The sequence below is a fragment of the Microcoleus sp. K4-B3 genome (genome assembly GCF_036704615.1).
Taxonomy (GTDB): domain Bacteria; phylum Cyanobacteriota; class Cyanobacteriia; order Cyanobacteriales; family Microcoleaceae; genus Microcoleus.
This window is the reverse complement of record NZ_JAUBSF010000003.1, coordinates 65,553-91,851: the sequence shown is the minus strand read 5'-3', so window position 1 is coordinate 91,851 and position 26,299 is coordinate 65,553. Positions and strand designations below refer to the sequence as shown.

Annotated in this window: 19 protein-coding genes and 1 tRNA gene; 4 read left to right on the top strand and 16 right to left on the bottom strand. The window is 45.7% G+C overall.

The window, feature by feature from the left end; all coding sequences use genetic code 11:
- The first annotated feature begins 56 nt into the window (after nucleotides 1-56).
- A complete protein-coding gene (locus tag QUA78_RS02875; RefSeq protein WP_333398568.1) occupies nucleotides 57-1,181 on the top strand; it encodes a THUMP domain-containing protein in 1,125 nt (374 codons plus the stop codon).
- Between the two features lie 206 nt (nucleotides 1,182-1,387).
- Here QUA78_RS02875 and hpxZ read toward each other — a convergent pair whose 3' ends face one another.
- From hpxZ to QUA78_RS02860, 3 genes are all read right to left on the bottom strand, one after another.
- A complete protein-coding gene (hpxZ, locus tag QUA78_RS02870; RefSeq protein ID WP_333300476.1) occupies nucleotides 1,388-1,780 on the bottom strand; it encodes an oxalurate catabolism protein HpxZ in 393 nt (130 codons plus the stop codon).
- A 231-nt stretch (nucleotides 1,781-2,011) separates the two neighbouring features.
- The gene (locus QUA78_RS02865; protein ID WP_333300478.1) at nucleotides 2,012-2,431 is read right to left on the bottom strand and encodes a peptidylprolyl isomerase; all 420 of its coding nucleotides are present in this window, start codon (nucleotides 2,429-2,431) and stop codon (nucleotides 2,012-2,014) included.
- A 236-nt stretch (nucleotides 2,432-2,667) separates the two neighbouring features.
- Nucleotides 2,668-3,537, bottom strand: a complete 870-nt coding sequence (locus QUA78_RS02860) for a prohibitin family protein (RefSeq protein ID WP_333300479.1) — start codon at nucleotides 3,535-3,537, stop codon at nucleotides 2,668-2,670.
- 94 nt (nucleotides 3,538-3,631) lie between these two features.
- On the opposite strand from QUA78_RS02860, the gene QUA78_RS02855 reads away from it, so the two are divergent.
- Both QUA78_RS02855 and QUA78_RS02850 read left to right on the top strand, forming a co-directional pair.
- Complete coding sequence (locus QUA78_RS02855) at nucleotides 3,632-4,423, top strand: RNA ligase family protein (RefSeq protein ID WP_333300481.1); 792 nt, start codon at nucleotides 3,632-3,634, stop codon at nucleotides 4,421-4,423.
- Nucleotides 4,424-4,438: 15 nt separating this feature from the next.
- Nucleotides 4,439-5,593 carry an AAA family ATPase gene (locus QUA78_RS02850; RefSeq protein WP_333300482.1) on the top strand — a complete coding sequence of 385 codons (1,155 nt, stop codon included), beginning with the start codon at nucleotides 4,439-4,441 and terminating at the stop codon, nucleotides 5,591-5,593.
- Nucleotides 5,594-5,822: 229 nt separating this feature from the next.
- Here QUA78_RS02850 and QUA78_RS02845 read toward each other — a convergent pair whose 3' ends face one another.
- A complete protein-coding gene (locus QUA78_RS02845; protein WP_333300484.1) occupies nucleotides 5,823-6,032 on the bottom strand; it encodes an acetyltransferase in 210 nt (69 codons plus the stop codon).
- Nucleotides 6,033-6,059: 27 nt separating this feature from the next.
- Nucleotides 6,060-7,226: a zinc-dependent alcohol dehydrogenase gene (locus tag QUA78_RS02840; protein ID WP_333300485.1), complete on the bottom strand. Its 1,167-nt coding sequence runs from the start codon at nucleotides 7,224-7,226 to the stop codon at nucleotides 6,060-6,062.
- A 691-nt stretch (nucleotides 7,227-7,917) separates the two neighbouring features.
- On the opposite strand from QUA78_RS02840, the gene mutS reads away from it, so the two are divergent.
- Nucleotides 7,918-10,560 carry a DNA mismatch repair protein MutS gene (gene mutS / locus QUA78_RS02835; protein WP_333300567.1) on the top strand — a complete coding sequence of 881 codons (2,643 nt, stop codon included), beginning with the start codon at nucleotides 7,918-7,920 and terminating at the stop codon, nucleotides 10,558-10,560.
- Nucleotides 10,561-10,732: 172 nt separating this feature from the next.
- Here the strand turns inward: mutS and QUA78_RS02830 are convergent, their stop codons facing one another.
- From QUA78_RS02830 to QUA78_RS02780, 11 genes are all read right to left on the bottom strand, one after another.
- On the bottom strand, nucleotides 10,733-11,443 hold the full coding sequence (locus tag QUA78_RS02830; RefSeq protein ID WP_333300489.1) for a hypothetical protein: 711 nt from the start codon (nucleotides 11,441-11,443) through the stop codon (nucleotides 10,733-10,735).
- A gap of 29 nt (nucleotides 11,444-11,472) precedes the next feature.
- A complete protein-coding gene (locus QUA78_RS02825) occupies nucleotides 11,473-12,150 on the bottom strand; it encodes an actin-binding WH2 domain-containing protein (protein WP_333300491.1) in 678 nt (225 codons plus the stop codon).
- A gap of 360 nt (nucleotides 12,151-12,510) precedes the next feature.
- A tRNA-Gly gene (locus QUA78_RS02820) sits at nucleotides 12,511-12,581 on the bottom strand.
- A gap of 143 nt (nucleotides 12,582-12,724) precedes the next feature.
- Nucleotides 12,725-14,752: an excinuclease ABC subunit UvrC gene (gene uvrC, locus QUA78_RS02815; protein ID WP_333300492.1), complete on the bottom strand. Its 2,028-nt coding sequence runs from the start codon at nucleotides 14,750-14,752 to the stop codon at nucleotides 12,725-12,727.
- A 115-nt stretch (nucleotides 14,753-14,867) separates the two neighbouring features.
- Nucleotides 14,868-15,620, bottom strand: a complete 753-nt coding sequence (locus QUA78_RS02810) for an amino acid ABC transporter ATP-binding protein (RefSeq protein WP_333300494.1) — start codon at nucleotides 15,618-15,620, stop codon at nucleotides 14,868-14,870.
- Between the two features lie 51 nt (nucleotides 15,621-15,671).
- Nucleotides 15,672-16,907, bottom strand: coding sequence for an amino acid ABC transporter permease (locus QUA78_RS02805; RefSeq protein WP_333300496.1), 1,236 nt, complete (start codon nucleotides 16,905-16,907; stop codon nucleotides 15,672-15,674).
- 16 nt (nucleotides 16,908-16,923) lie between these two features.
- The gene (locus QUA78_RS02800; protein WP_333300498.1) at nucleotides 16,924-17,523 is read right to left on the bottom strand and encodes a hypothetical protein; all 600 of its coding nucleotides are present in this window, start codon (nucleotides 17,521-17,523) and stop codon (nucleotides 16,924-16,926) included.
- Nucleotides 17,524-17,569: 46 nt separating this feature from the next.
- Nucleotides 17,570-18,784: an ABC transporter permease subunit gene (locus QUA78_RS02795; protein WP_333300500.1), complete on the bottom strand. Its 1,215-nt coding sequence runs from the start codon at nucleotides 18,782-18,784 to the stop codon at nucleotides 17,570-17,572.
- A 180-nt stretch (nucleotides 18,785-18,964) separates the two neighbouring features.
- Nucleotides 18,965-20,050 (bottom strand): amino acid ABC transporter substrate-binding protein, encoded by a 1,086-nt coding sequence (locus tag QUA78_RS02790; protein ID WP_333300501.1) that lies wholly within the window; start codon nucleotides 20,048-20,050, stop codon nucleotides 18,965-18,967.
- Nucleotides 20,051-20,353: 303 nt separating this feature from the next.
- Entirely contained in the window at nucleotides 20,354-20,581 is a 228-nt protein-coding gene (locus QUA78_RS02785; protein ID WP_333300503.1) for a hypothetical protein, read from the bottom strand.
- Nucleotides 20,582-20,994: 413 nt separating this feature from the next.
- Nucleotides 20,995-26,100, bottom strand: a complete 5,106-nt coding sequence (locus QUA78_RS02780; RefSeq protein WP_333300505.1) for a PAS domain S-box protein — start codon at nucleotides 26,098-26,100, stop codon at nucleotides 20,995-20,997.
- Nucleotides 26,101-26,299 lie beyond the last annotated feature (199 nt).

Below are 26,299 nucleotides of genomic sequence, written 5' to 3'. Positions count from 1 at the left end.
TCTAATTTAGGGCGCTCAAGAAAAACCCATTCCCAATTCCCAATTACCAATTATCAATGAATCAATATTTTGCTACAGTTGCGCGCGGTTTAGAAACAATTGCCGCCCAAGAATTAGAACGTTTAGGGGCCCAGGATGTCAAGCCAGATTTTACTGGGGTTTACTTTGCGGGCGATCGCACTTTATTGTACCGCGTCAATCTGTGGTCGAGAACAATTTTTCGAGTGCTAATGCCGATCGCCGAATTCCGGTGTTACAACTCGGATATGCTCTACCGCGAAGTGCAGAAAATCCCTTGGGACGAATACTTATATCCCGAAAATACTTTAGCAGTAAACTGCACCGGCGGCAACGAAAAGTTGAACCACACTCACTTTACAGCTTTGCAGGTCAAAAATGCGATCGCCGACCAACAGCGCCTTCAATTTAACAAGCGTTCTAATGTCGATGTAGAGCATCCCGATTTGCTAATTAACATTCACATTCATCAAGATAGAGCTATTTTAAGTTTAGACAGTTCAGGCGGCAGTTTGCACCGCCGGGGATATCGACCGGCGATGGGGCTTGCTCCCCTCAAAGAAACCCTAGCTGCGGCTTTGTTGGAGATGGCAGAATGGACGCCTGATTTGCCGTTTTTAGACCCGATGTGCGGTTCTGGAACTTTGCCTTTGGAAGCGACTTTAAAGGCCTTGAATATTGCACCGGGATTGTTTCGAGAAAAGTTTGGATTTATGACTTGGCGAGATTTTGACGAACCTTTGTGGGATAAATTGTGGGCCGAAGCTGAAAATAGTGAGTTACCAGAACTTAAAGAGGTGATTGCAGGGTGCGATCGCGATTTCGATATGTTAACTCAAGCTCGCACGAACGCGCAGCAAGCTGGTATTTCCGGTAAGATTCACTTTGCTCAAACCGAGTTATCTCAGTTGGAAGCACCCGCAGACAGAGGCGTTCTGATTTGCAATCCTCCCTACGGAGAGCGCCTGGGAGATGCTAGCGAATTGGGAGATTTGTACAAGATGTTGGGGGATATTTTCAAGAATCGTTTTAAAGGTTGGAATGCGTTTATTTTGACTGGGAATAAGGAGTTGGGTAAAAAGGTGGGACTCAGGACATCGCGGCGAATTCCTGTTTTCAATGGCTCGATTCCGTGTACTTTGCTCAAATATGAACTGTATTAGGGGATGGGAGCAGGGAAAATAGCGGTAATGAGGAAGCTACTGCAAAAGTGGAGAAGCAAGAAAGCAGAAGATAGGTGACAAGGCAGAGAGAGGCACTAATAGTAAAGGAAAAAAAGAATATCTGCCGAATTAAATGGCTCAACAATAATCAAATTCAAATACCGACTGGGGAAATTATTTCACCTTGATCTGAGGTATGTCACCGCTCATCCCTCCATCGGCAAAAAAGAAACGTGAGCGGAAACAATCTTCCACCCTTGAGGAAACTTGCGCCACATCTGACTTTGCCGCCCCAGCCGCACCACTCCATCCATTACACGGCGGAATTCCAGCGTCACAGCCGCTGTGTCTGCATCGAAAGTCACGACTTTGAGGTTGAACATTTCTCGATCGACATTTACAGGCGATCGCCCTTTGCGAAAAGCCCTCACCTCATCACTCCCGTACAGGTTCTCCGTCACCCCAAACCGCACGACTTCCGGCGCATCCCAGAACAAATTATCGAGAGTTTCAATATCATTCGTACAAAGAGCTTTTTCGTATTTTAAATATAGTTCAGTTAACTCAGTTACCACAGCAGAATCATTGATAACAGTCATTCGATTTTAGATTTTAGATTTTAGATTTTAGATTGACACCACGGATAAATCCGGGGGCTTGAGGATGCAATGATTTTGGATTTGGGATTGATTCCACGGATAAATCACGTGGCGGGTACCATCAAGAAATTATTGGTCATAAGTTGTAGATTTGAAAACTCTTAACTTTCACAAGTTTTGTTTGCAATAAGGACTAAAGTCCTTACTACAAACGCAACTAATTAGTGGAAATTAAGGCTCAATTTTCAGCGAAATAATCTTGTCACCTTGGCGGATAGCATTGACGACAGACATATCCTCAGTTTTGCCAAAAGTTGTGTGAACTCCATCTAAATGAGACTGGGGAGAATGGCAAATAAAGAATTGGCTGCCACCCGTATCGCGGCCTGCGTGAGCCATCGATAAAGTTCCTGCCAAATGTTTGTTGGAGTTGATTTCGCACTTGATTTTGTAGCCGGGGCCGCCAGTTCCATTGCCTTTTGGACAGCCACCTTGAATCATAAAGTTAGGAATGACTCGGTGAAAAGCCAATCCATCGTAAAAACCTTTTTCCGCCAAGTCAACAAAATTCTTCACTGTGTTAGGCGCATCCGCATCGAACAATTCCAAATTGATTGTGCCTTTGTCGGTTTCCATAATAGCGCGGGTCATGATTTTTCCTTGCTTCCTAAAATGAGTGTGTTGCCTGCGTGTTAATTGCGGACTTCGCTTTTATAGCGACAGGTTTCAAACTGTCGTTATATTGTGGCTTTCAGAAGTGTAGCATATTCCGGCAACTCTCATAGGACTTATGTGTGCTTTCTGAGGAAACCCGGTTTATGGCGAGATTTCTGGTTAGCAAAGCCAATATTTTCGGAGACACCGGGTTTGTTACCCTCTGTCATATTTTAATTGTTGGTCACTGGTGGGTGATCGGGTTCTTCCTGAATATCGCTCATATTAAAAATGAAAGGAACTCGACTCGAACCTGCGCCCATAACCAGCACTTTTGGCATCTGAGCGCCGCCGCTTCTCCAAGCTTCGATCGCCTCTTTTTGCAGAACTAAATTGCCGCCCTGAGCCTTCAACGTCTCAGCCAACAGCCTTTGAGCTTCCGCCCTACCTTGAGCGCGGTTAATGTCAGCTTGAGCCTGTTGTTCTGCTTCCTGAGCCACATAAACAGCCCTTTGCGCTCGCTGTTCAGCAACCTGTTTCTCCTCAACCGCTTTTGCAAAATCTGTGGAGAATCGAATGTTAACCACGCTCGTATCGAGCACGATTACATCATACTTTGATAGCCTTTCCTTCAGCGCAGTATCAAAGTCTCGCTTCAGTTCACTTCTTTGAGTAATAGATTGTTCTGCGGTTCTCAGTGCAGCCGCTGTTTTAAATGCTTCTTGAGTCTGAGGAGCAATAATTTTTGAGACTATATTCTCCAAAGTTCCTTGAGTTCTTCTGATTTCAACTATTCTTTCAGCATCGAGGCGAAAGTTGATCGCAAAACTAGCATTTAAATCCTGAAGGTCTTTAGTAGCACTCTGGGCGGGAACTTCAAATTTTTGCACTGTTACATCGTACACATCTACCTTGGATATTAGCGGGGGTCTGAGGTGAAACCCCTCTAACAATGCTCCATCTGTGGCTTTTCCTAAAACGCTGACTACTCCTGCTTCACCTGGATTGATAACGACGAAAGAGTTGAAGCCGAGGAGTAGCACACTTACTAATATAATTCCAGCGATTGTTGATGATATGTTTTGGAAACTTTGACTTTTCAACTTACACGCTCCTTTGTGATTATTCCATTATAATGGTTAAATAGATTGGGTCGCATCTAAAGTCTCAAATCTCAAATCTCAAAGGGATTGGCTGATGGTCAAAATTATTAAATATCCTAGAACTTATCACATCGAAGGTTCGCGTTTTCAACCGGGTGATGAAGACCTCGATAGCGTGCCATTTAGCGCTTTGATCGATCGCCCGACAGTGATTGAAGAAAAGGTAGACGGCGCTAATACAGGCATCAGCTTCGCAGCAGACGGACAAATGCTGCTGCAAAGTCGCGGCCACTATCTCACCGGCGGGCCGAGGGAAAAACATTTTAACTTATTCAAACAATGGGCTTTCAGTCTCAGCGGGGCGCTGGGAGAAGTGCTGGGAAATCGCTACATTCTTTACGGCGAATGGCTTTATGCAAAACACACTGTTTTTTACGACTTTCTGCCGCACTATTTTATGGAATACGATGTACTGGACTTAGAAACCAGTCAATTTCTGAGTACAGAATCCCGCCGCAAGTTGTTAAACGGACTGCCGTTAGTGTCCGTTCCCGTGCTGTTTTCGGGAGTTTTAAAATCTCCCAAGCAAATGATGCAGTTTATGGAAAAATCTAATTTTATTCAACCCGGACATTTGGAACGCTTGCGTTTGTACTGCCGGGAATTGGGATTAGATGAAGAACGGTGTTTGAAAGAGACTGACAAGAGCGATCGCATGGAGGGTCTGTACATTAAAATTGAGGAAGATGGGATAGTAAAGGCGCGTTACAAATACGTGCGTTCCAGCTTTTTGACTGCTATAAAAAATGCCGAAGGACATTGGCTAAATCGCCCAATTGTACCTAATATTCTGCGTCCAGGTGCAGATTTATTTAATTTTAGTTAACCCGCAGGTGAATTTATGAATACACTGTTATCGCCCTCGCCAACTTGGACTTTTCCCTTTTGTCCAGAACCGCCCGATTGGTTCCTGGATTGGGACGGTATTCAAACGCATTTCGACTGGATTGACAGCCTCAAAGGATGTCAGCAAGACCCGATTTACCACGCCGAAGGAGATGTTTTTATTCACACCAAAATGGTCTGCGAAGCCTTAATATCTTCTCCAAATTGGCGGCAGCTTCCCGAAAAAGAACGATCGATGCTTTTTGCCGCCGCTTTGCTGCACGATGTCGCAAAACCAACCTTTACAAAAATCGAAGCCGACGGCAGAATTAGCTCTAAAGGTCACGCCCGCCAAGGTGCGAGAATGGTCAGACAAATTTTATCTCAATTCGAGCCGGCTGTGCAGTTTGAGATTCGCGAAACAGTTGTGGCGATCGTCAAATTCGGCAGTTTACCCATCTGGCTGATCGACAAACCCAACCCGCAGCAGTCGGTAATTAAAGTCAGTCAAGTTGTCCGCTGCGATTTCCTCGCACTTTTAGCCGAAGCAGACGTGCGCGGCCGCCACTGCGCCGACAAACAAGAATTGCTCGATAAAATACAACTATTTCGGGAGTTTTGTCAAGAAAATAATTGCTTGGATTCTCCCCGACAATTCGCCTCCGCACACAGCCGATTTATCTACTTCCGCAAAGAGAAGGGAAACCCGGATTACGAAGCATTTGACGACACTAAATGCGAAGTAATTTTGATGTCAGGCTTGCCAGGAAGCGGTAAAGATTATTGGATTCGGAAAAATCTCCCAGATTTGCCAGTAATCTCGCTGGATGCACTGCGAAAAGAGATGAATGTGCCTCCCAACGAAACACCTGGAAATGTGGTGACAGCAGCCAAACAAAAAGCGCGCGAATACATAAATGAGGGGCGTTCTTTTGTGTGGAACGCCACGAATACAACTAAACAAATGCGGCAGCAATTAATTAATTTTTTTGCTGCTTATCAAGCGCGAATTCACATTGTTTATCTGGAAGTACCTCTAGAAGAAATATTGCAGCGGAATCGATCGCGCACAGCAACTGTACCGGAAGCAGTAATTCGCAAATTAGCTGCGCGGCTGGATATTCCAGACATCACAGAAGCGCATCAAGTCGAGTGGATCGTTAACAATTAATCTCCCTTTTTACCTAAAATTGTTAGAGCCCAGACTTCTTAAAGAAGTCTGGGCTCGGGGTATTAGGTTGGCGGTTTCCCTTGAATCATATCAACTCCGGTAGCATCGGAATTAATATTACCCACAGTCAGGACACGGCAGTGCCGTGTCCCTACTACTACAATCGATCGGGGTAGGGACACGGCACTGCCGTGTCCTCGGTATCATTCCGATTCAACCGGAAACGATATCAATTAGTTTTATAATTTTTCTCAGTCCAGCAACGCGGCAAAACTTCGCCGGATGGAAAAACTAATTTACCCTTCGGAAAATTCGCTGGCTCTTGCTCTTCTTCACCTGCTTGATTTCGCCCTAATACCTCATTTTTTGCAGGGCTGATTAAACCATCGATATCGAGGATTTCTATCAAGTCGCCTGATTCTTTTTCTTGTAAAAGCATAGTTTTTCCGTGAAGGGTAAATGCGAGTTAGGGTTTGAGGACAATTTTGATGCAGTTGTCTTTTTTGTTGAGGAAAATATCGTAGCCGTGGGGCGCTTCATCCAATTTCATTCGGTGCGTAATTACGAATGATGGGTCAATTTCGCCTTTTTGAACGCGATCGAGCAAAGGCCGCAAATAGCGCTGAACGTGCGTCTGTCCCATTTTCATGGTCAAGGCTTTGTTGAAAGCTGCACCTAATGGCACTTTGTCCACGAAGCCGCCGTAAACGCCGGGAATTGACACTGTGCCACCCTTGCGACACGCGAGGATTACTTGTCGCAGGGCCGTAGGTCGATCGCTCTCCAACCGCACGGCTTGCTTGGCTTTGTCGTACAAAGCGTCGAGACCTGTGCCGTGGGCTTCCATTCCCACCGCGTCGATGCAAGAGTCGGGTCCGCGTCCCCCCGTCATTTCGGTGACGGCTTCCCCGGCGTCTATTTCTTCGTAATTGATGATTTCAGCTTTCGCCGCGGCCGCCATTTGCAAGCGTTCCGGTATGCGGTCGATCGCAATTACTCGCTCGGCCCCCAGCATAAACGCGCTTCTGATTGCAAATTGTCCGACCGGCCCGCATCCCCAAACAGCTACAGTATCCCCCGGCTGAATGTCGCAGTTTTCGGCCGCCATGTAACCGGTAGGAAAGATATCGGTGAGGAACAATACTTGCTCGTCAGAAAGTCCGTCGGGAATTTTTAAAGGGCCGACATCTGCAAACGGAACCCGCGCGTATTCTGCTTGACCTCCTGCATAGCCGCCCGTTAAATGCGAGTAGCCAAACAGTCCTGCAGGCGAATGACCGAACATTTTTTCAGCCAGCCCAGCATTGGGGTTGGAGTTGTCGCACAGCGACCACAAATCGCGGTTGCAAAAAAAGCAACTGCCGCAAGAAATAGTAAAAGGAACGATGACGCGATCGCCCTTTTTTAAGTTCTTGACTTCGCTACCGAGTTCGACTACTTCCCCCATGAATTCGTGACCCAGAATGTCGCCGGATTGCATTGTCGGGATGAAGCCATTGTAGAGGTGCAAATCTGAGCCGCAGATGGCTGTAGACGTGATTTTAACTATCGCATCGCGCGGATTGATAATTGTTGGGTCTGGTACATTATCAACGCGCACATCCTTTGCTCCGTGCCAGCAAAGAGCTTTCATTATTTCGTTCTCCTCTAGTTAACTACTAGCGAGCAAATTTTTGATTCTAAATCATACCTTTACTAAGCCGATAAATTACTCGCTTGGATGTTGCTAATCTTAAGCATATAAATTATTTATTCTCTCTATCCGAGGTATAATTTATAAATCTATCTTCCGGATGTTTTCAATAACAAAAATGTAAAGTTTCTCCCCCGGCTAAAGTGCGGGAGATTTCACATTCTTCTGTTAAGCCCCAACAGTTATAGCAACCGCACCCGACGTTTAGAACGTTCTTAATTGCTGAAACCCTTGCGGAAGATTGCTTCTTCCTTCTTTTTACCCTGAGCGAACTTGAAAGGCTTTCAACATCTGCTAGAACAGCTAACAACGAGATGGATGAGGTTGTTTTTGTCGATCGCCGATCCCTATTCTCTCACAATAGATAAAACATCCGCCCTGAATCTCACTGTAGCGGCTGTTTTGACTCACATTAGATAAGTATCGACCTAAAACTTCTCAAGTAAAAGCGGGTCGATCGATTATTAAGTAGGATGCGTAAGTTTCGTATCGCTCAACACTCTACCAGAATCTTGAGAATCACGCACCCTGCTTAAGGATGATTAATAGTCAAATATTGTATCATTAGTTATAACTAAAAGCCGAGCTTGCGGTAAAGTTGTTAAAGATTAAAATTTATCGATCGCCTTTTATGCCTTACACTGCATCTACCCCAACAGACCCCAATCAACCCAACATCCGCAATGCCGACCACCGCCTACTAGAATTCACCAAGCTAACGCCGATGATGCAGCGGTATGTGGAAGTGAAAGAACAGTATCCCCACGCACTTTTATTGTTTCGAGTTGGAGATTTCTTTGAGTGCTTTTTCCAAGATGCAGTTACGATTTCGCGGGAATTAGAACTTGTTTGTACTAGCAAAGAAAGCGGCAAGGAAATCGGCAGAGTGCCGATGACAGGAGTGCCGCACCACGCCCTCGACCGCTACACTTCAATGTTAGTAGAAAAAGGCTATGCTGTAGTAGTTTGCGACCAAGTGGAAGATGCCTCAATTGCTGCTAAAGAAGGCCGCCAAGTCAAGCGAGAAATTACCCGCATTCTCACTCCCGGAACCTTGACTGATGACGGAATGCTCAAACCCAGGCAAAATAATTTTTTAGCAGCAGTCGTCATCAGTGGGGAAGATTGGGGATTGGCTTATACTGATATTTCAACGGGAGAATTCGTCACTACCCAAGCCAACAGTTTAGAACAATTAACCCTAGAATTACTGCGCTTGCAGCCTTCGGAAGTGCTGGTTCCAACTAATGTGGTGCTAACTAATGCGCCGGATTTGGTGACTATGTTGAGGCCCGGAGAGAAATCTGAGCATTTGCCAGATTGTTTGCCGAATTCGTTTTGCTATTCTTTGCGACCGCAAGTTCCGTTTACTTTGTCCGAAGCAAAACAGAGAATCCTGCAAAAGTTCAAAGTGCGATCGCTCGAAGGTATGGGATGCGGACACCTTTCCCTCGCAGTGCGCGCCGCCGGCGGTTTGCTGCAATATATCGAAGAAACTCAAAAGGAAAAAGCAGTTTCTTTGCAAAGATTGCATACTTACACTCTCACCGATTTTCTCATACTCGACTACCAAACCCGCCGCAATCTCGAAATTACTCAAACTGTGAGAGATGGGGTTTTTCACGGTTCGCTGCTGTGGGCGATAGACAAAACCAGCACCGCAATGGGAGGCCGCGCTTTGCGCCGCTGGGTGCTGCAACCTTTGCTCAACATTAAAGGCATTGGCGCCCGACACGACACGATTCAAGAATTAGTAGAAAATAACGCCCTGCGCCAAGATTTGCAGCAGTTGCTGCGCCAAATTTACGACATCGAAAGACTGACAGGCCGCGCCGGTTCTGGAACAGCTAGCGCGCGGGATTTGGTCGCTTTAGCTGATTCTCTGGGAAAACTGCCGGCATTAGCCTCGATCGCAGCCCAAGGGCGATCGCCATATTTAAAAGCACTGCAAAATGTACCGCCAATTTTAGAAGAATTAGCCAGTAAAATTCACGCTCATTTAGTTGATGAACCGCCGATTCATTTAAAAGAAGGAGGTTTGATTCGAGCGGGAATCAATGCCATGCTAGATGAAATGCGCCACACTGCATCAGCAGACCAAGAATGGATTGCAAATTTAGAAGCAACTGAGAGAAAACGCACTGGAATTTCTAATTTAAAAGTAGGCTACAATAAAGCTTTCGGCTATTACATCAGCATTACCAAATCGAAAGTAGACCAAGTGCCGAACGACTACACCCGCAAGCAAACTCTCACCAATGAAGAACGTTATAGCACTGAAGAACTAAAAGAAAGGGAAGTGCGAATTCTGACAGCGCGGGAAGATTTAAATCAATTGGAATACGATATTTTTGCTCAAGTGCGATCGGAGGTAGGAGAACACGCCGAAATTATTCGCAATGTTTCCCGTGCCGTGGCGGCGGCCGATGTTTTGTGCGGTTTGTCAGAAGTAGCAGTTTACCAAAATTACTGTCGCCCGACTATGACAGAAAGTCGGGAAATTAAAATTATTGAAGGTTGTCACCCTGTGGTGGAAAAGTCTTTGCCGCCGGGATTTTTTGTACCTAATTCTGCTTTTTTGGGTCGGGAAGAATCGTTAAACCGCCCAGATTTAATTATTTTAACCGGGCCGAATGCTAGCGGGAAAAGCTGCTACTTGCGGCAGGTGGGTTTGATCCAGTTAATGGCGCAGATGGGCAGTTTTGTGCCGGCGAAAGCTGCGAGTTTGGGAATTTGCGATCGTATTTTTACCCGCGTCGGCGCAGTAGATGATTTGGCAACCGGTCAATCTACGTTTATGGTGGAAATGAACGAAACTGCAAATATTCTCAATCACGCGACGCCGCAATCATTGGTGTTGTTAGATGAAATTGGCAGGGGAACGGCGACGTTTGACGGACTGTCAATTGCTTGGTCTGTGGCGGAATATTTAGCAACTGAGATTCGGGCGCGGACAATTTTTGCGACTCACTATCACGAATTGAATGAGTTAGCTTCTATTTTAGATAATGTCGCAAATTATCAGGTGACAGTGAAAGAATTGCCGGATCAAATCGTATTTTTGCACCAAGTTCAGCCGGGAGGTGCTGACAAATCTTACGGAATTGAAGCGGGCAGATTGGCCGGTTTGCCGCCGTCGGTGATTGACAGGGCGAGACAGGTGATGAAGCAGATTGAGAAACATAGCAAAATTGCGATCGGGCTGCGGAAAGGTGTTAAAAAAAATGGTAAAAAAGAGTCTGAGGGCGAACAGTTAGATATTTTTGAGGATTAAAACTTTAAGTCGATAAAAAAGTTTGTAGATGCGTAGGGTGCGTCAGATCGTCTAAACCTCTTAAAATCGAAACGATCGATCTCTGACGCACCATACCCCTGCGATACTTGCATCTGCCTGAAAAACTCAGATTTAAGGACTAAATTCCTTACTACCAACCTGCAACTCAACTTCACTTGCCATTTTGCAACTTTCTTACCTCTTTGTGTACGCTCATCCCAATTTCTAGCGCCTCATTCAACAACCGCCCGTATTCAGTCGCGCGATCGCTCACATCCAGTGCCATCAAAGCAGCCAAATTACTTTCAATATTAGCAAATAACTCGTAACGGCGGCCGATAAATTTCTGATTTTCCCTGAGAATCCTCTCGGTTTTCAAAGCACATACTAAACTTTCTCTAGTAATTTTTAATGCCTCAATTGCATCTGCTCGATTAATTAAATTGGCTTGTAAATTGCCAGCAGCCGTTAGGCGATCGATAATATCTAAAGCCTGAATCACCTCATGATACTTCTCAACTTCATCCAGCAGACCCGCCAGCGTTGCCAGAGGCTTTGCCTTAACCCATTTATAGATATTCCAAGCAACAGTAATCGCCAGCGACAAACCCAAAGTTATTTGTAAAACCCGGACAAATATCTCAGCGTCGCTAAATAAACCAACATTATGTTGATTAGCCAGTAAAGCAACAGGCAGTGAAACAACTAATGTCACGCAAAATATCAGCAACTCATTCAACAAAAGAGAGAACAGCTTTTTCCCGTTTAGGAGTGCCGCAGGTCGGTAAAAGTCGGCTGCAAAACCGTCGCTCAAAGCTATTCCGCTCAAATTCTCTAACTCTCTTTCCGGAATTGTCAACTCATCCAAATCCGCTTGTATCACTATTTCAAATCTCCTTAACTTGACATTAATTAAAACCCTCCAATCGACCTAATTGAATCCCACAAACTCAGATAAAAATTGCTTTCTCGGTTTCGGAATAGTTGAAAAGCTTGTCCAGGTGCGCCAAAAAACGGTCTCAGCGTCCATCCCAACTGACTGCCAACAAACGCATAAAGTCCCAACCAGAAGCGCAAAATATTTAGCCTGAGGTCTTTGCCTTCCGCATCTTGTTCGGACAGAAAGTGCATTCCTTGATAAATGAAACTTACCCCCAAAAATCCTGTGATTGCCATAATAGCAACATTCAACACCAGAAAAAAATTGTAATTGGTACTACTGAGAAGAAAAAACAGACTGACAGGTGCAAATCCAAACAGCAAAACGCTAATCATCGCCATCGCTGTCATCAACAATGTCAAATACTGCTCAAAAGTTCGTTTTGAACCAAACATGACATTAAAAAAGTACAGCGTGGGAAAGCAGATAATCAGCGTCAGCAAGTAAAGTGCTGGCAACTTAATTGCTGAAACCAGACATTGCATCCACGTACTAGAGGCACCTAATATCGCTCCGTAAATGCCAAAAAATACGGTACTAGAAATCAACAAACCGAAAATTTTAGATTTGAGCTTGACACCTTGGCGAATTTCTTCGAGAAACTGTTGCCGTTCCCGCAGCAAATACATTACTACTGAAAAATATTTCACGGGATCTCCTTGTGACTGATGCGACTCCGAATCAGTCATAACTCACGCTGAGTTCGATCGACAATCTTGTCAAATCAGGACACTCTATGTTAACCAATTATTCTTGCAGATACAGGACTTACACAAAACCTAATTATGTTGGGTGCTCTTCTGCCGCGCACCTTACCGTTATTGACTATCGGCTGGATATTTCTAGTCAAATTCTAGTCACATTGTCTCCAAATGGTATCCAAAAAAGTCATTTGAAAGTCACTTGATACTCAGTTGATACTCACCTTGACCCCCGACTCAGCCGTATTCTGGGCAATAAAAAACCCCAAACCGTTGATTTCTCGTTGGTTTGAGGTTTTTATAGGCGCAAGCGGGCAGCGGGAATCGAACCCGCATAGTTAGCTTGGAAGGCTAAAGTTTTACCACTAAACTATGCCCGCACATAGAAACTAAACATACCACAAGTCTCTGGGAATTGCAATAGGCCTGTGCAAAATTTTTGAATAGCTCCCTCACAGTGGCTGAATCGGGACTTGCGGCCCGATCGCGCCTACAATCCATCTCTCCGATGCTGGGTAAGACTTTACGGGTGGAAATAATCGTAAATTTGCTGCGCCAGACGCGGGCCAATCCCAGAAACTTCTGCCAACTGTTCGGCAGTTGCTAAACGCAGGTAGTCGATCGACCGAAAATGTGCCAACAATTGTTTTTGTCGGTGGTGTCCCAATCCGGGAATTTCATCAAGGCGCGATCGCTTCATTCTCTCGCTTCTTCGATCCCGGTGAAAACTCACAGCAAATCTGTGCGCCTCATCCCGCACCCGGCGCAATAATTGTACGCCCGGTTGCTCAGAATTAGTTGGCAGCGGCAAAGATTCCCCCGGCAAAAATATCTCCTCTCGCTGCTTAGCCAAACTGACAACGCGCAACTCTTCTAGCAAATTCATTTCCCGCAAAACAGCCACAACTGCTGACAGTTGACCTTTGCCACCATCTATCATAATTAAGTCTGGTTTGTCGGAAATATTAGGAGAATCTGAAGATAAATTGCTGAGTTCTTTCGGTTCTTCTAAATCGCTAAACCCATCTTCCATCTTCCCTTTTTCTTCTTCCTTCAATCCTCGGAATCGGCGACCGATAACTTCTGCTAAACTAGCAAAATCATCAGAATGCCCTGATTTAATTTCAGGATTTTTAATTTTGTAATGGCGGTAGTGTTGATTTGCCGGCAAACCGTCAATAAATACGACGCGGGAAGCTACGGCGTCAGAACCTTGAATGTGAGAAATATCGTAACCTTCAATGCGGCGAGGAACTTCAGGCAAATCGAGAATTTCTGCTAAATCTTCCATTGCTTGAGAATTGCGATCGCTCAATCTTTGCATTCTCGCCAATTCATACTCAGCGTTGCGTTCCACCATCTCAATCAATTCTGCCTTAGTTTGCCGTTGCGGCGTCAAAATGGTAACTTTTCGCCCCTTACGATTGCTCAACCAATCTGCTAATATTTCCGCTTCTGGCAATTCGTACTGCACTGAAATTTCGCTGGGAATTTCTACAGATTCGACATTTTGATAGTGTTCTTCCAACACGCGCTGCAAAATCGCTCCGGCCTCTACCCCCCCTTGCCAAGGTGGGGAGGAAAGAGAAAGTTGAGATAACTCTTGCTCCCCCGATTGTAGGGGCGGTGCCCCCGTGCCCGCCCTGGGTTGGGAGAGTATTTCCGCCATAAATCCCAATCTTCCGACCAATTGACCGGCGCGAATTTGGAACAATTGAACGCAAGCGTGCTGACTATCGGCCGCAAGTGCGATCGCATCTCTGGAAACCGTATCGTCGGGCAAAGACACTTTTTGACCCGCACTCAAAGACTCCAAACCCTTAATTTGATCGCGAAGGCGCGCCGCAGTTTCAAAGTTTAAATCTTCGGCAGCTTGTTGCATTTGCGGCTCCAGGATATCGAGCAATTCCTGAGTCCTTCCCTGGAAAATCATCGCTACTTTTTGGATGATTTTTCGATATTCTTCAGGCGAAGTTAACCCTTGACAAACGCCAACGCAGCGCCCGATGTCGTAGTTCAAACAGGGACGGTCTTTAAACAGCGGTTGAGGGCGCTGCCGCAGGGGGAAAATTCGCTTAATTAAATGTAGCGTACTCCGCAGCGCCCCTGTATCGACGTAGGGGCCGTAATAGCGGTCTTTTGCACTTCCTGCGCGGCGTTTGCGGGTGATAAAAATGCGCGGGTATTCCTCCGACCAAGTGATGCACAAATAAGGATATTTCTTATCATCTTTGAGGAGGACATTAAAGTAAGGTTGGTGCTGTTTTACGAGGTTTGCTTCTAAGGCTAAAGCTTCTGCTTCTGTGTCGGTGGCGATGAATTCAATTTCGCGCACTTGCTGCACCATCATCGCGATGCGGGGACTGAGATTTTGGCTTTCGCGGAAGTAGGAACGGACGCGGTTTCGGAGTTTTTTGGATTTGCCGATGTAAAGGATGCGATCGCTCTCATCGCGCATTAAATATACACCAGGAACCGCCGGAATTTCTTTGAGGCGACTTTCTAGGCGTTCCGAGTCTTTAACTAACGGCAGAGTTTTTGTGGATGGCATTGCAAGCTATCTCAGCAAAATAGAGAGTTATTGTACACTCTTTTATTTTACCTTAATTGTGCGGATTTTTACGGCTGCTACCGCCACAAAACCACCGACTCAACTTGAAAATCAGTTACAATATCTGAGATAAAAACTTGCGCGTGCGTTCTTCCTTCGGGTGCTGAAAAAACTGTTCCGGCTTCGCTTCTTCAACTAAAACGCCACCATCCATCAATACAATGCGATCGGCAACTTCGCGCGCAAACCCGACTTCGTGAGTCACCACCACCATTGTAATTCCTGTTTGAGCCAAATTTCGCATTACATCTAAAACTTCCCGCACCATCTCCGGGTCTAATGCTGATGTCGGTTCATCAAACAGCATGATTTTAGGCTGCATTGCTAGAGAACGTGCAATAGCGACCCGCTGCTGTTGTCCCCCAGACAACTGTCCGGGATATTTTTGTGCTTGTTCCAAAATTCCCACTCTTTCTAACAGTTGCATCGCCACTTCTTCAGCTTTTTTCTTCGGCCAGCGGCGCACCCACACCGGCGCTAGCATGACATTTTGCAAGACTGATAAGTGGGGAAACAGGTTAAATTGCTGAAACACCATTCCTACTTCGCGCCGAATTGTCTCGATGTTGCGCAAGTCGTGGGAAAGTTCGATTCCGTCGATCGTAATTTTACCTTGTTGGTATTCTTCTAAGGCGTTGAATGTGCGAATAAATGTCGATTTTCCCGAACCAGAGGGCCCCATCACGACAACCACTTCACCTCGGTTTACGGTCATGCTGACGCCGCGCAGTACGTGAAATTGTCCGTACCATTTGTGGACGTTTTCTGCTACGATTACTTGTTCTGGGATTGTGGGTTGAGTTTCCATATTTTTTTGTTTTTAAACCGCTGATGAACGCGGATGAATGCAGATTTTTTTTTACCTTTGACCTACGCCTAAAGTTCGCTCTATTTTGCGGCTTGCTAGGGACATTGAGTAGCAAAATATCCAATAAATTATCCCGACGAATATGTAAACTTCGGCGTATCTACCGATATAGGATGGATTTGCTAAAACTGCGCGGGATATTCCGATTAATTCTAACATTCCGAATAGAGACAGCAGGGATGTATCCATGAATAATCCGATGAATTGACCGCCGATCGCCGGAATGACTATTCGCAGTGCTTGAGGCAGTACAATGAGAATTGTGAGTAGGGGTGTATTTAGCCCGATCGACCTAGCTGCTTCTATTTGTCCCCTCGGCACGGCCTGCAAGCCACCGCGCACGTTTTCCGCTAAGTATGCTGCACTAAATAAGGTTAATCCAGCAATGGCTCTAATCACTCTATCTAATTTCGGATATTCTGGCGGTAAGAAGAGTTGCAGCATCACTTGACCTAAAAACAAAATGCCAATTAATGGTAAGCCGCGAATAATTTCAATGTATAATGTTGATAACAATCTCACAACTGGCAAAGAACTTTGTCTGCCGAGTGCTAGCAATACTCCCAAAGGAAAGGAAAGCACGATACTAATAACTGCTAAAAACAGCGTCAATACTAAACCGCCCCAATCATTTGTTGACACTTCTGTCAAACCTAACCCGCCTTTAATTAGCCACAAAATTATGGGGAAGGAAAGAGCCCAAATTGCCGGCATCCAGTTAACCCCCCCCAACCCCCCCTTAGCAAGGGGGGGCGAGGGGGGGTTGCGGTTTATTTGCCTTCCGATGGCATAGCTGGCGGCGGCTGCGATAATTATTCCTAAGAGGTAGAGGCGAGAGGTTAGGTCGATCGGCGAAATGACCGCACCCACAACCGCAGCACCGAGTATAATTAGTAAAGGCGGATTCCAAAGACGTTCTTGCCGCTGAATATTTCCCCAAGTTAATCCTCCCAACAAGGCAATTATCCCCGTTACTATCCACAGCCTCCAGTAGGAGTCGCGGGGAAATCTGCCGGCGAAAAATAGCGGCAAGTTAGCTTCTAACACGCGCCATTGAGCTTTTGTTGTTGCCCAAACGATAATTCCTTTAATTGTTTGGAAGGCGATAATTAGGCAAACTACTGTCAGAATGCTGTTGTACCAGGTACTAAATAAATTTTTGCGCGCCCAATTCCAAGGGGTAGGCGATTCGGTGGCGGGGGGCGGTAATACAGGTATTGTTTCCATCAGTTTTTAGTTATGATTAATTTCTAATACTGTTCGCTAAAATTCCTAAAATTTTATTAACATCTCTGAGGTAATACTCTGTTAAATCTATTTCAATTACTTGGTCTTTTAATTTTAGAAATCTCCAGTTAGTCCCGCTAGTGACAGCGCCAAAAATCGCAGGAATATCGTTACCTTCACGTTCATTAAATATTCTAGCGCCTAGCATTTCTGCTACGCACTGTCCCAATCCGCCATTGATATTTTCCTTTTTGGCTTCTACAATGATAATTACTGGTGCGGTAAGAATTAATAATTCTGGAGAACGGCTAATCAGAAAATCGCAATTTCCATTTAATCCTTTTTCGGGATCGATTGTAAAGTCTATTCCTGAAAAAAAGCTAATTTCCGAATTTAACTGTTTTCTCAGTTCGATCAAAATTGGTGCAATAATCATTTCGGAGCGAGCTTTTTCAGTATTACTGCTAATAGCTAATGGCACAGTATATAGAAGGGTTTCTACTAAAAAATTACTACTTTCTAACTCTGGGATAGCAGAAAACATATTAACTGCATCTAAAAGTTTGAGTTCAAAAGTTTTAGATACTTTTGCTAAACTAAAATCACTGTATGCCATTTTGTTCTCCTTTAATCCTACATCAAAAATCTCCAATATTCAGCAGTTACCTCTCTTTGATTTGTACGGTTTGATTGTACCAATTCATGAACAGAGAAACTATCAAACTAATTGTTAGGTATGTTACCATGATAATTAACATTGCTTCGATCGCCCGACCGGTCTGATTCAAAGTCGGAGAGCCCACCACAAAATAAACGTCGGGATAAGCAACCGCAACCGCTAAACTCGAATTCTTAGCTAAATTCAGATACTGACTGGTTAAAGGCGGCACAATCACCCGCAAAGCTTGCGGCAAAATTACCATCCGCATCATTGTTCCAGACTTCAGCCCTAAAGACTTTCCGGCTTCCCACTGGCCTCTCGATACTGACTGAATTCCGGCCCGGACAATTTCTGCAATGTAACTGCCAGTATACAAGCTGAGCCCTGTCACCAAGGCTGCAAATTCTGGAGTAACTTTTAATCCTCCTTCGAGTTGCAATGCTGGTGTCAGGCGGGGGAAATCTAGACGAAAAGGCAGATTTTTGGTGATAATCCAAGCTAAGATTGCACTCAGCCCGATCGCACCTATAGCCCAAAACAACTGTCTTCCCGGCTTAGCTTCTTCCAACATCACCCGTGCCCGCCACATCCACAGCCCCGCCGCCGCCAAAACTCCGATAGTTAGCAAAATCACCCAAATCTCAAAACCCGGCAAAGCCACAGGCCAAGGTACAGCAATGCCGCGATTTGTCCAGTAAATCGGCCCCCTCATCTGCTGATTGTCTTCCAGTTTTGGCAGGGAAATGAAAACTGCAAAATACCAGAAAAATAATTGCAGCAATAACGGCGTATTTCGCAAAATTTCCACATACAAACCAGCCAAACTTCGCAGCAGCCAATTGTCGGAAAGGCGCGCAATTCCTACAGTCAAACCCGCAACTGTTGCGAAAACAATGCCGATACCCATTACCCGCAGCGAGTTGATTAAACCGACAAAATAAGCTTGTCTGTAACTGTTTTCTGGACTGTAGGGAATGACACTTTCGCCGATATCAAAAGATGCTTGGGAATTTAGAAAATCAAATCCAAAGGCAATCCCCAGTTGCGAGTAATTGGCACTGAGATTGTCCCAGAGAATCGCGATAACAACTATTACTAAAATTAGGGCGATCGCCTGTCCGGCAATTTTCCAGAAGCGATCGTCCCGCAGCAGTTTTGATAAATATTTAAATTTGGGCAATTTCTGCGATTTGCCCGGTAGAGGTTCTGGGTTCATAACTGTTTAATGTAGAACACACTATACCTAACTTTAGCCTGCCTAAAATATCTTGTAGGGTGCACCTAGCAAGCACCTTACAAGTCGGGTAAGCGCGGAGTACCTTGCTGTCTCAAATATCTTGTTGGTTAACTGTTAACAGTCAACGGTCAACAGTTAACAGTCAACAGTTAACTAAAATTAACGGAACGGCGGTGAATAAAGCAAACCGCCATCTTTCCAGAGTCTGTTTTGACCCCGTTCTAACTTAAGTGTACTTTTGGGGCCGAGGTTGCGATCGTACATTTCTCCGTAATTCCCCACTTTCTTAACAAGGCGGACTGCGTAGTCGTTCGGGAGTCCCAAACCTTTACCTAAATCTCCTTCTGTTCCTAGCAAACGTTTGACGTTGGGGTCTGTAGTGCTTGCCACAATTTTGTCTACATTTCCCGAATTAATTCCCAAATCCTCAGCTTCAATCGCCGCGAAAATAATCCATTTCACGGCGTCCGACCATTTAGGATCGCCGCTTTTCACCGCTGGGGCTAAAGGTTCTTTTGACATCACGATCGGCAAAACAACATTATTCTCGGAATTCGGCAGAGTTGTCCGCTTAGAAACAAGTTGCGATCGATCGGCAGTAACACCTTGACAGCGACCTTCTTGATAGGTAGCAAAGGTAGTATTCACATCTTCAAACACCACAGGAGTGTATTTAATTCCTAATTTTCGCATTTGGTCGGACAAATTTTGTTCGGTGCTCGTACCTGTCTGCACGCAGATAGATTTGCCCGCAAAATCTTTTAAACTTTTGATGCCGCTGTCTTTTTTGACCATGATGCTTTGAGAGTCATAAAAGATCACCGGGGCAAATTCCAGTCCGGTAGTGCTGTCGCGACTCGCCGTGTAGGTGGTATTTCGGCTGAGAATGTCGATTTCTCCAGCCTGCAAAACTGTAAATCTATCTTTAGCGTTGAGCTTTCGGTACTCGACTTTTTCGGGATCGTCAAATATTGCCGCCGCGACAGCCCTGCACACATCCACATCCAGTCCCGAATATTTGCCTTTTTCGTCTACAAAGCTAAAACCCGGCAGTTCGCCGCTGACACCACAAATCAGTTTGCCGCGGCTGACAATTGTATCTATCCGGCTCGAACCTTGTTGCGAGTTGCCACCTGCAGCAGTTGTTGCTGGTGTTTGTCCGATTTGTGCCGATCGATCCCTACAAGATGCCAACGGTGCCGCAAATAACACGCTTGCTAGCAGCAGAAATCCCCATTTACGCATAGATTTTAGTAGAACGCTTTCCTGATCATCCTACCTTGTAGATGTCGAGAACTGTGGCGCACAACAGCCTCCGGCTTCAAATTAGCCGTTTTGCATCCGGTGCTGCACTGTGGCAACTGCACCAGCTACCCGCCTGTGTTTTTTTCAGCAAGCAGGGCGCGGAGAGTGAGAAACCCGGTTTTTGACTGGAGGCACCGCCGTCCAACCCAAGATTTATCATAGAAACCCGGTTTGTTTGCTGCTATTTTTGCCCGCGGCGATCGCCCTTCCCTGGAATATTTATCCGATTTTGATTGAATGCGCTCACTGTACCTCTGGTGCTAGGCGCTGCTCAGCTAAATCGCGGATTAGGGACAGCCGAGACTCGATGTACTCGTTCAACAAATCTGCTTCTTTGCCATTAAGCGCAGAGTTCATCTTCAACTGCTTCAGCAGCCACTGTACCAGGGTGGCATCGTCCAAATTCACTAACAGAGTAGCTTGGGTGGTCTCAATTAACGACCAAAGTTGACGTAACATGATGGGAGTCATAAAACCTCCTGGAGCGTAAATACGCAGTTAATGGGCGGACTGGGCGAGAACTTGGTCTTGTGTCTCAAGCCGATAGACGAAAAGCACCGTCAGAGCCATCGGCTTAATGATTTTTTTATATTTGACCACAATAACTCAATAAAGTAGTGTCACAAGCTACAACACACAAGATGTTATAAGAGTTCCGAATTCTGTCACATTGAGATAAAAATCTTGATAAAAAATTAACAATCTTTACATACTATAGCTCGTGGGAGCTGCCAGGAGCTGTCCGGGATCGGGCACTCCTGCCCGGTTCGCCAGAAAATTAATTAAGCTGTTGCGCATTTAAATTGTATATTTCAATGCCGTATTCCCCAAAGAGTCAAATCTTTTCCCCCTCTCACCTTCTCCCTCTCGAACATAGCAGCAGCTTACTCAGGGGCCACCCACTTTTGAACCCCCGCCAGAATTATTTCTAATTCAGCGATGATTTTCGTGGCCTCCTCCCAATCGTTTGATTCGCCAAGACTTTGAAGCCGATCTGCCATCTCGGGCATTAACCGCACCGCCGCCGTAGCACTGACACCTTTAATTTGATGCGCGCGGCGGGCCAATGTCTGGACATCTGCCGAGGCGATCGCTACCTTAGCCGCTTCTAAATAACTGCCAGTATCAACCACAAAAGCTTGCAGTATTTCCCGCTCAAACTCTAAATCAGCACCAGCAATTTCGCGCAAACGTGGCATATCCACTAAAGATTGAATATCCTCTGAAGAGTTTTTGAGTTCCTCGCCATTAAACTTTGGACTTTCAATTTTTAACTGGGCAGACCAATTTTCGAGCACAGATTTTAACTTTTCGATCGAAATAGGTTTGCTAATATAATCGTCCATGCCCGCCGCCAGACACTTTTCGCGATCGCCCTTCAAAGCACTCGCCGTCATCGCAATCACCACCGTCTTTTGGTGCGGCTCGATCGAACCAGCAGCAGCATTTGCCGCTTCCAGGCGGCGCAATTCCAGCGTCGCTTCGTAACCGTCCAAAACCGGCATCTGACAGTCCATCAACACAATGTCATACTTTTTGATAGCAACCATCGATAGCGCCTCTGCACCGTTATTCGCGACATCCGCCGTGCATCCCAAAACTCTGAGTTGATTCAGACCAACTTTTTGATTAATCGGAGTATCTTCAACTAACAAAATCTTTAAGTTGGCTAACTCCCGGTTGTCAATAGCTGAGGCTCCATTGGACTTTGGATTTGCCACCGGCTGATCCATCGCCGCACCCGGGGCGATCGCATTCACCAAGCAGCCAAAAAGCCGATGAGCTTTCACTGGTTTAGTTAAATAACCGCTAAAACCGCTATTTACCAAACGTTTCGCCTCCGATATCTGAGTAATTGAAGTCAACACCACCCACTTTGTCTGCTGCATTGCCGGCTCAGAAAACATCAAGCGTTCCACGCTTCCCGCCACGATTTCCGGCAACTGAATATCAACCAAAACAATATCGTAAGGGCAATTAACGCTGACAGCTTTGTACAGAGATGCGATCGCCATCCAACCGTTCTCAACCTCCTCAACTTCCATTCCCCACACCACAGCCATTCTCAGCAGCACTTTTCGCACTGTCGGCTTATCGCTAACAACTAACATTTTTAGCCCCGCCAGCACCGTTTGCAAATTCACTTCGCACGCCGTTCCTACAGCAGTTAAATTTTCCTCGGCTGCCGGCAAAGTAAACCAAAAAGTAGAGCCTCGGCCAGGGGTACTTTCCACACCGATTTTGCCCCCAATTAACTCCACTAACTGCTTAGAAATAGCCAGACCCAAACCTGTACCACCGTACTTTCTAGTCGTAGAAGCATCAACTTGACTAAAAGATTGAAATAGCTTTTTTTGGTCTTCTTGAGCAATCCCGATTCCTGTATCTGTGACTTTAAAAACTAGGAATGTCGAGCCATTGCTGGCGAGTTCTAACGGTTGGATCTTCTCTACAACTTTCTGCTCCTCGCTGTCTGCCAATAACCCCTGAACCCTGCCAATAGAAACCTCAATTACCACTTCTCCTGCTTCTGTAAACTTAATAGCATTGTTGATCAAATTAGTAAGTATTTGCCGCAACCGCGCTGCATCGCCTCTAATTTGCAGTGGCACGTCGCTGTCAATCACCGCCACCAATTCTATACCTTTTTCTTGTGCGGGAGTTGCCAACAAATCCAGCACTTCGTCTATACAGATACTGAGGTTAAATTCGATTGTTTCTAAGCGCATTTCTCCTGCTTCCAGTTTGGATAAGTCCAGAATATCGTTAATGATGGACAGCAAATTTTGACCGCTGAGTTTCAGCGTCTGCACAAAGTCGAGTTGTTCGGGAGTAAGATTCGTTTTCAGCAGCAAATCAGTCATCCCCATCACTCCATTCATCGGAGTGCGGATTTCGTGACTCATATTTGCTAAAAATAGCGACTTCATTCGAGATGCTTCTAGGGCCGCTTCTCGGGCCTGGTGCGCTTGTTCAAACAAAGTAGATTGCTGAATGGCGATCGCCAACTGCACGCTTAACCTTCCCAGCAAATCCACCTCAGAATCAGTCCAAACACGGGCAGCGCTGCACTGATGAGCAATCAGCAATCCCCACAACCGACTTTGACTCGTTTCCAAACTCCTTTCCGGCGGCAAAATTCCAGTTTCCGGCGAATATTCTGTTGCCAAGTCTTGACTTTCATCGCCTATAAAAATTGGTACAACTAAATTAGCTCTTACCTGTAAACTAGCAAGTAAATCTCGGTGTACCTCGCTCAAACTGGCAGTATAAATATCTGCCATTGCTTGAATTTTTCCAGCGCTGTACCGCGATACATAACTTTCCCCAAAGGATGTTCTTTGAACTTTTCTGCCCAGCAGCGGCATCCAATCATCCCCTACAGATTCCACAGCAACAATCGCTGTATCATCGGAATCAAAACGATAAATTACCGTGCGGTCAGTTGCCAGCAAATGCCGCACTTCTTGTACGGCAGTGCTCAGAGTTTGAGTGAGGTTGAGAGACTGCCGGACTCGCTGGGCGATCGCCGAAACCAGCCGTTCTTGTTCTGCTTGTTCCCGCAGCCTTCTCTCAGCTTGCTTGCGTTCGGTGACATCGCGAATTACCGCAGCCAAGCACAGCGGTTCGCTGCTTTGAGGGTGCTTGACCAGAAAAGCATTCATCACAACATCAATGCATCTTCCGGTGTGCAAGTGCTGCATTTGACCTTCTCCTTGCCACTGACCCTGACTGATAATTATTGGCAAAATCTCTTGACTGAATTCCTGTTTAAAAGTTGGGCCGAAATAATCCCATATCTCCGTATAAAGCTGTTCCGAAATATTTTCTAAACCCACCAGTTTTCGTCCGGCTTCGTTGACAAACAGCGTTTGACCTTCCAGGGTAGCCATACCGATAAAATCGCTGCTGTTTTCAATCAGCGACACAAATTTTTGCCGTTCTTCTTCTCCTTTTATCCGTTCGGTAATGTCGCGCTTGACGCAGACATGACAAATTACATCGTCGGCGTTGTTAATCACAGAGTATGCCGCAACGTCGATCGCCAGCGTGCGGCCTTTTTTAGTGCAGTTAGTAATTTCGCCCCGAAAATTTCCTGTTTTTGCTAAACTTTTGGCAATTGCCGAAAAGCGCTCCCCCGCAACCAGCGGCGACCCTTCTGCTTCTAATTCCGCGTCTGTGTATTCTAAAAGCATTTGGTGAGCGCGATTTTGTTCGAGGAAAAACCCATCAGCATCTATAATGACGATCGCATCGTTGGAGTTTAAAAATATTTCTCGGTAAAGTTTTAGTTTTTCCTCAGCTCGCTTGCGTTCGGTGATGTCCCTTTTGACGCTTACGTAACAAACTACATCCCCAGCATCATTGAGAACCGCAAAAGCCGAAAGCTCCACCTCAACTGTTCCCCCTTGCAAAGCCTTAATACAGGTCATTTCGCCTCGGTAACTCCCAGTTTCTGCCAAGCTTTGCATTACCGAGGCAAATGCCTGTTCTCCCATTTGAGTTGCCGGGGTTTTCCCCCACAATTTCGAGGAACTGTAACCCAGCAAAGCCGTGTGAGCTTGATTTGTTTCTAAGTAATAGCCTTGGGGGTCTAAGATCGCGATCGCATCGTTGGATTTCAAAAAGATTTGTTGATAAAGTTGCAGCTTCAATTCAGCTTGTTTCCGGGCGCTAATATCCGTGAACAAGCCGTAGTAAACTATCTCCCCCGATGCTTGCAATTCTGGCTGGGAAGCTCCTTGAACCCATTTAAGTTTTCCTGACGGAGTGACAATTCTTCCTTCCCAGCGCCAAGGCTGCAAATTTTCCGCAGAAAGCGTCACCGAGTTGAGAAAATCATCTCGATCTTCGGGATGAATCATGTCAACAATTACATTAAAATCCTGCTGAGCAGCCTCTGGTTCTATTTCATACAATTCTCGGCAGCCCGCGCTCACAAACGAGAAGGCCATTGAGCCGTCTGGATGCAAGTCAATTTGATATACCGTACCGGGTACGCTAGCAGTAATTTTTTGCAGTTTGGCTTGGCTTTGATTCCTGGCTTCATCTGTGGCCTGCAATTGACCAATCTCCCGAGAAAAACCCAAAACCGCAAATATATTGCCCTCTGCATCGCACAGCGGCAGTTTTTGCGTGTCAAAGATGTGCTGTTTGCCGCCTTCAAAGGCGATCGTCTGGTAGGGATTGCGAACAATCTCCCCGGCCAGCACAGCTCGATCCTCCTCGCGGATGCCCCTAACCCGGCCGTTGCGCTCGCCAAATACTAATTCGGCTGAAAACCCTAATTCAATATCATCTTTGCCGATAATTTCCTCAACATTTTTCCCCAAATATGCCGCAAAACTTTGATTTACCAAAATGTATCTAAAGTTTCTATTTTTCGCAAAAACTCTGTCCGGCGCACCGTCCATTACAGCCCGCAACAAAAGTTCTTGACTTTCCGCATCCAGAGCCAAATTATTTTGAGCTTTCCCCTTGACACTGGTCGTTTTAGCTGCTAGGGTAATTAACGATTTGGCACAGATTTGAGCGACTGTGTGGAGCAAACAAAGGTGTTCCAAATTAAAAGCCGTTGCTTGCTCTGCACCAATGAAAACTACTCCCAACAATTCTTCACTTTCATCCGGGTTAGCAGGTGCCATCAAGACCGACTGAAACTGAGCAATTGGTGGCGGATCGATGTTATCCGCCCAGTCTCGATTTCCAGCGAGCCATTCAACGCGAGCTGCTTGCAACTGGCCTTCAATTTCGGCTCTGGCGCTAGCAGTTAAGGGCTGTAAGTGTTGCAGGTATAGTCGATCGTCCGGTGGCGTCAAAATTGCGATCGCCGCGCCCGGAATCAGGCGATCGAGATGTGCCAAACACGCAGACCAAATTTCATCAGCGCAAGTGGCGAGTTGTACTTTCGCAGTAAGTTCGTTGAGAACTTGCAGTTCCAAGGTACGCTGGCGGACTTTTGCTTTGAGGCTGGCGGCTAGGATTTGCATAGTGCTCACCACGCTGGTTTGCTTATATTATAATTATTGATTTTGAAACTTTTGTAAGCAATGATCTTAAAATACATTCGCCGAAAAAACAACTTTTTTATATTTAAATTACCTTCACCCGCTAAAAAACAAGGGCGCGATCGGGAGCAAAGAGACACTGCTCGATGCCAGCTCTTGCTCCCGCTGCGACAGTTAACTT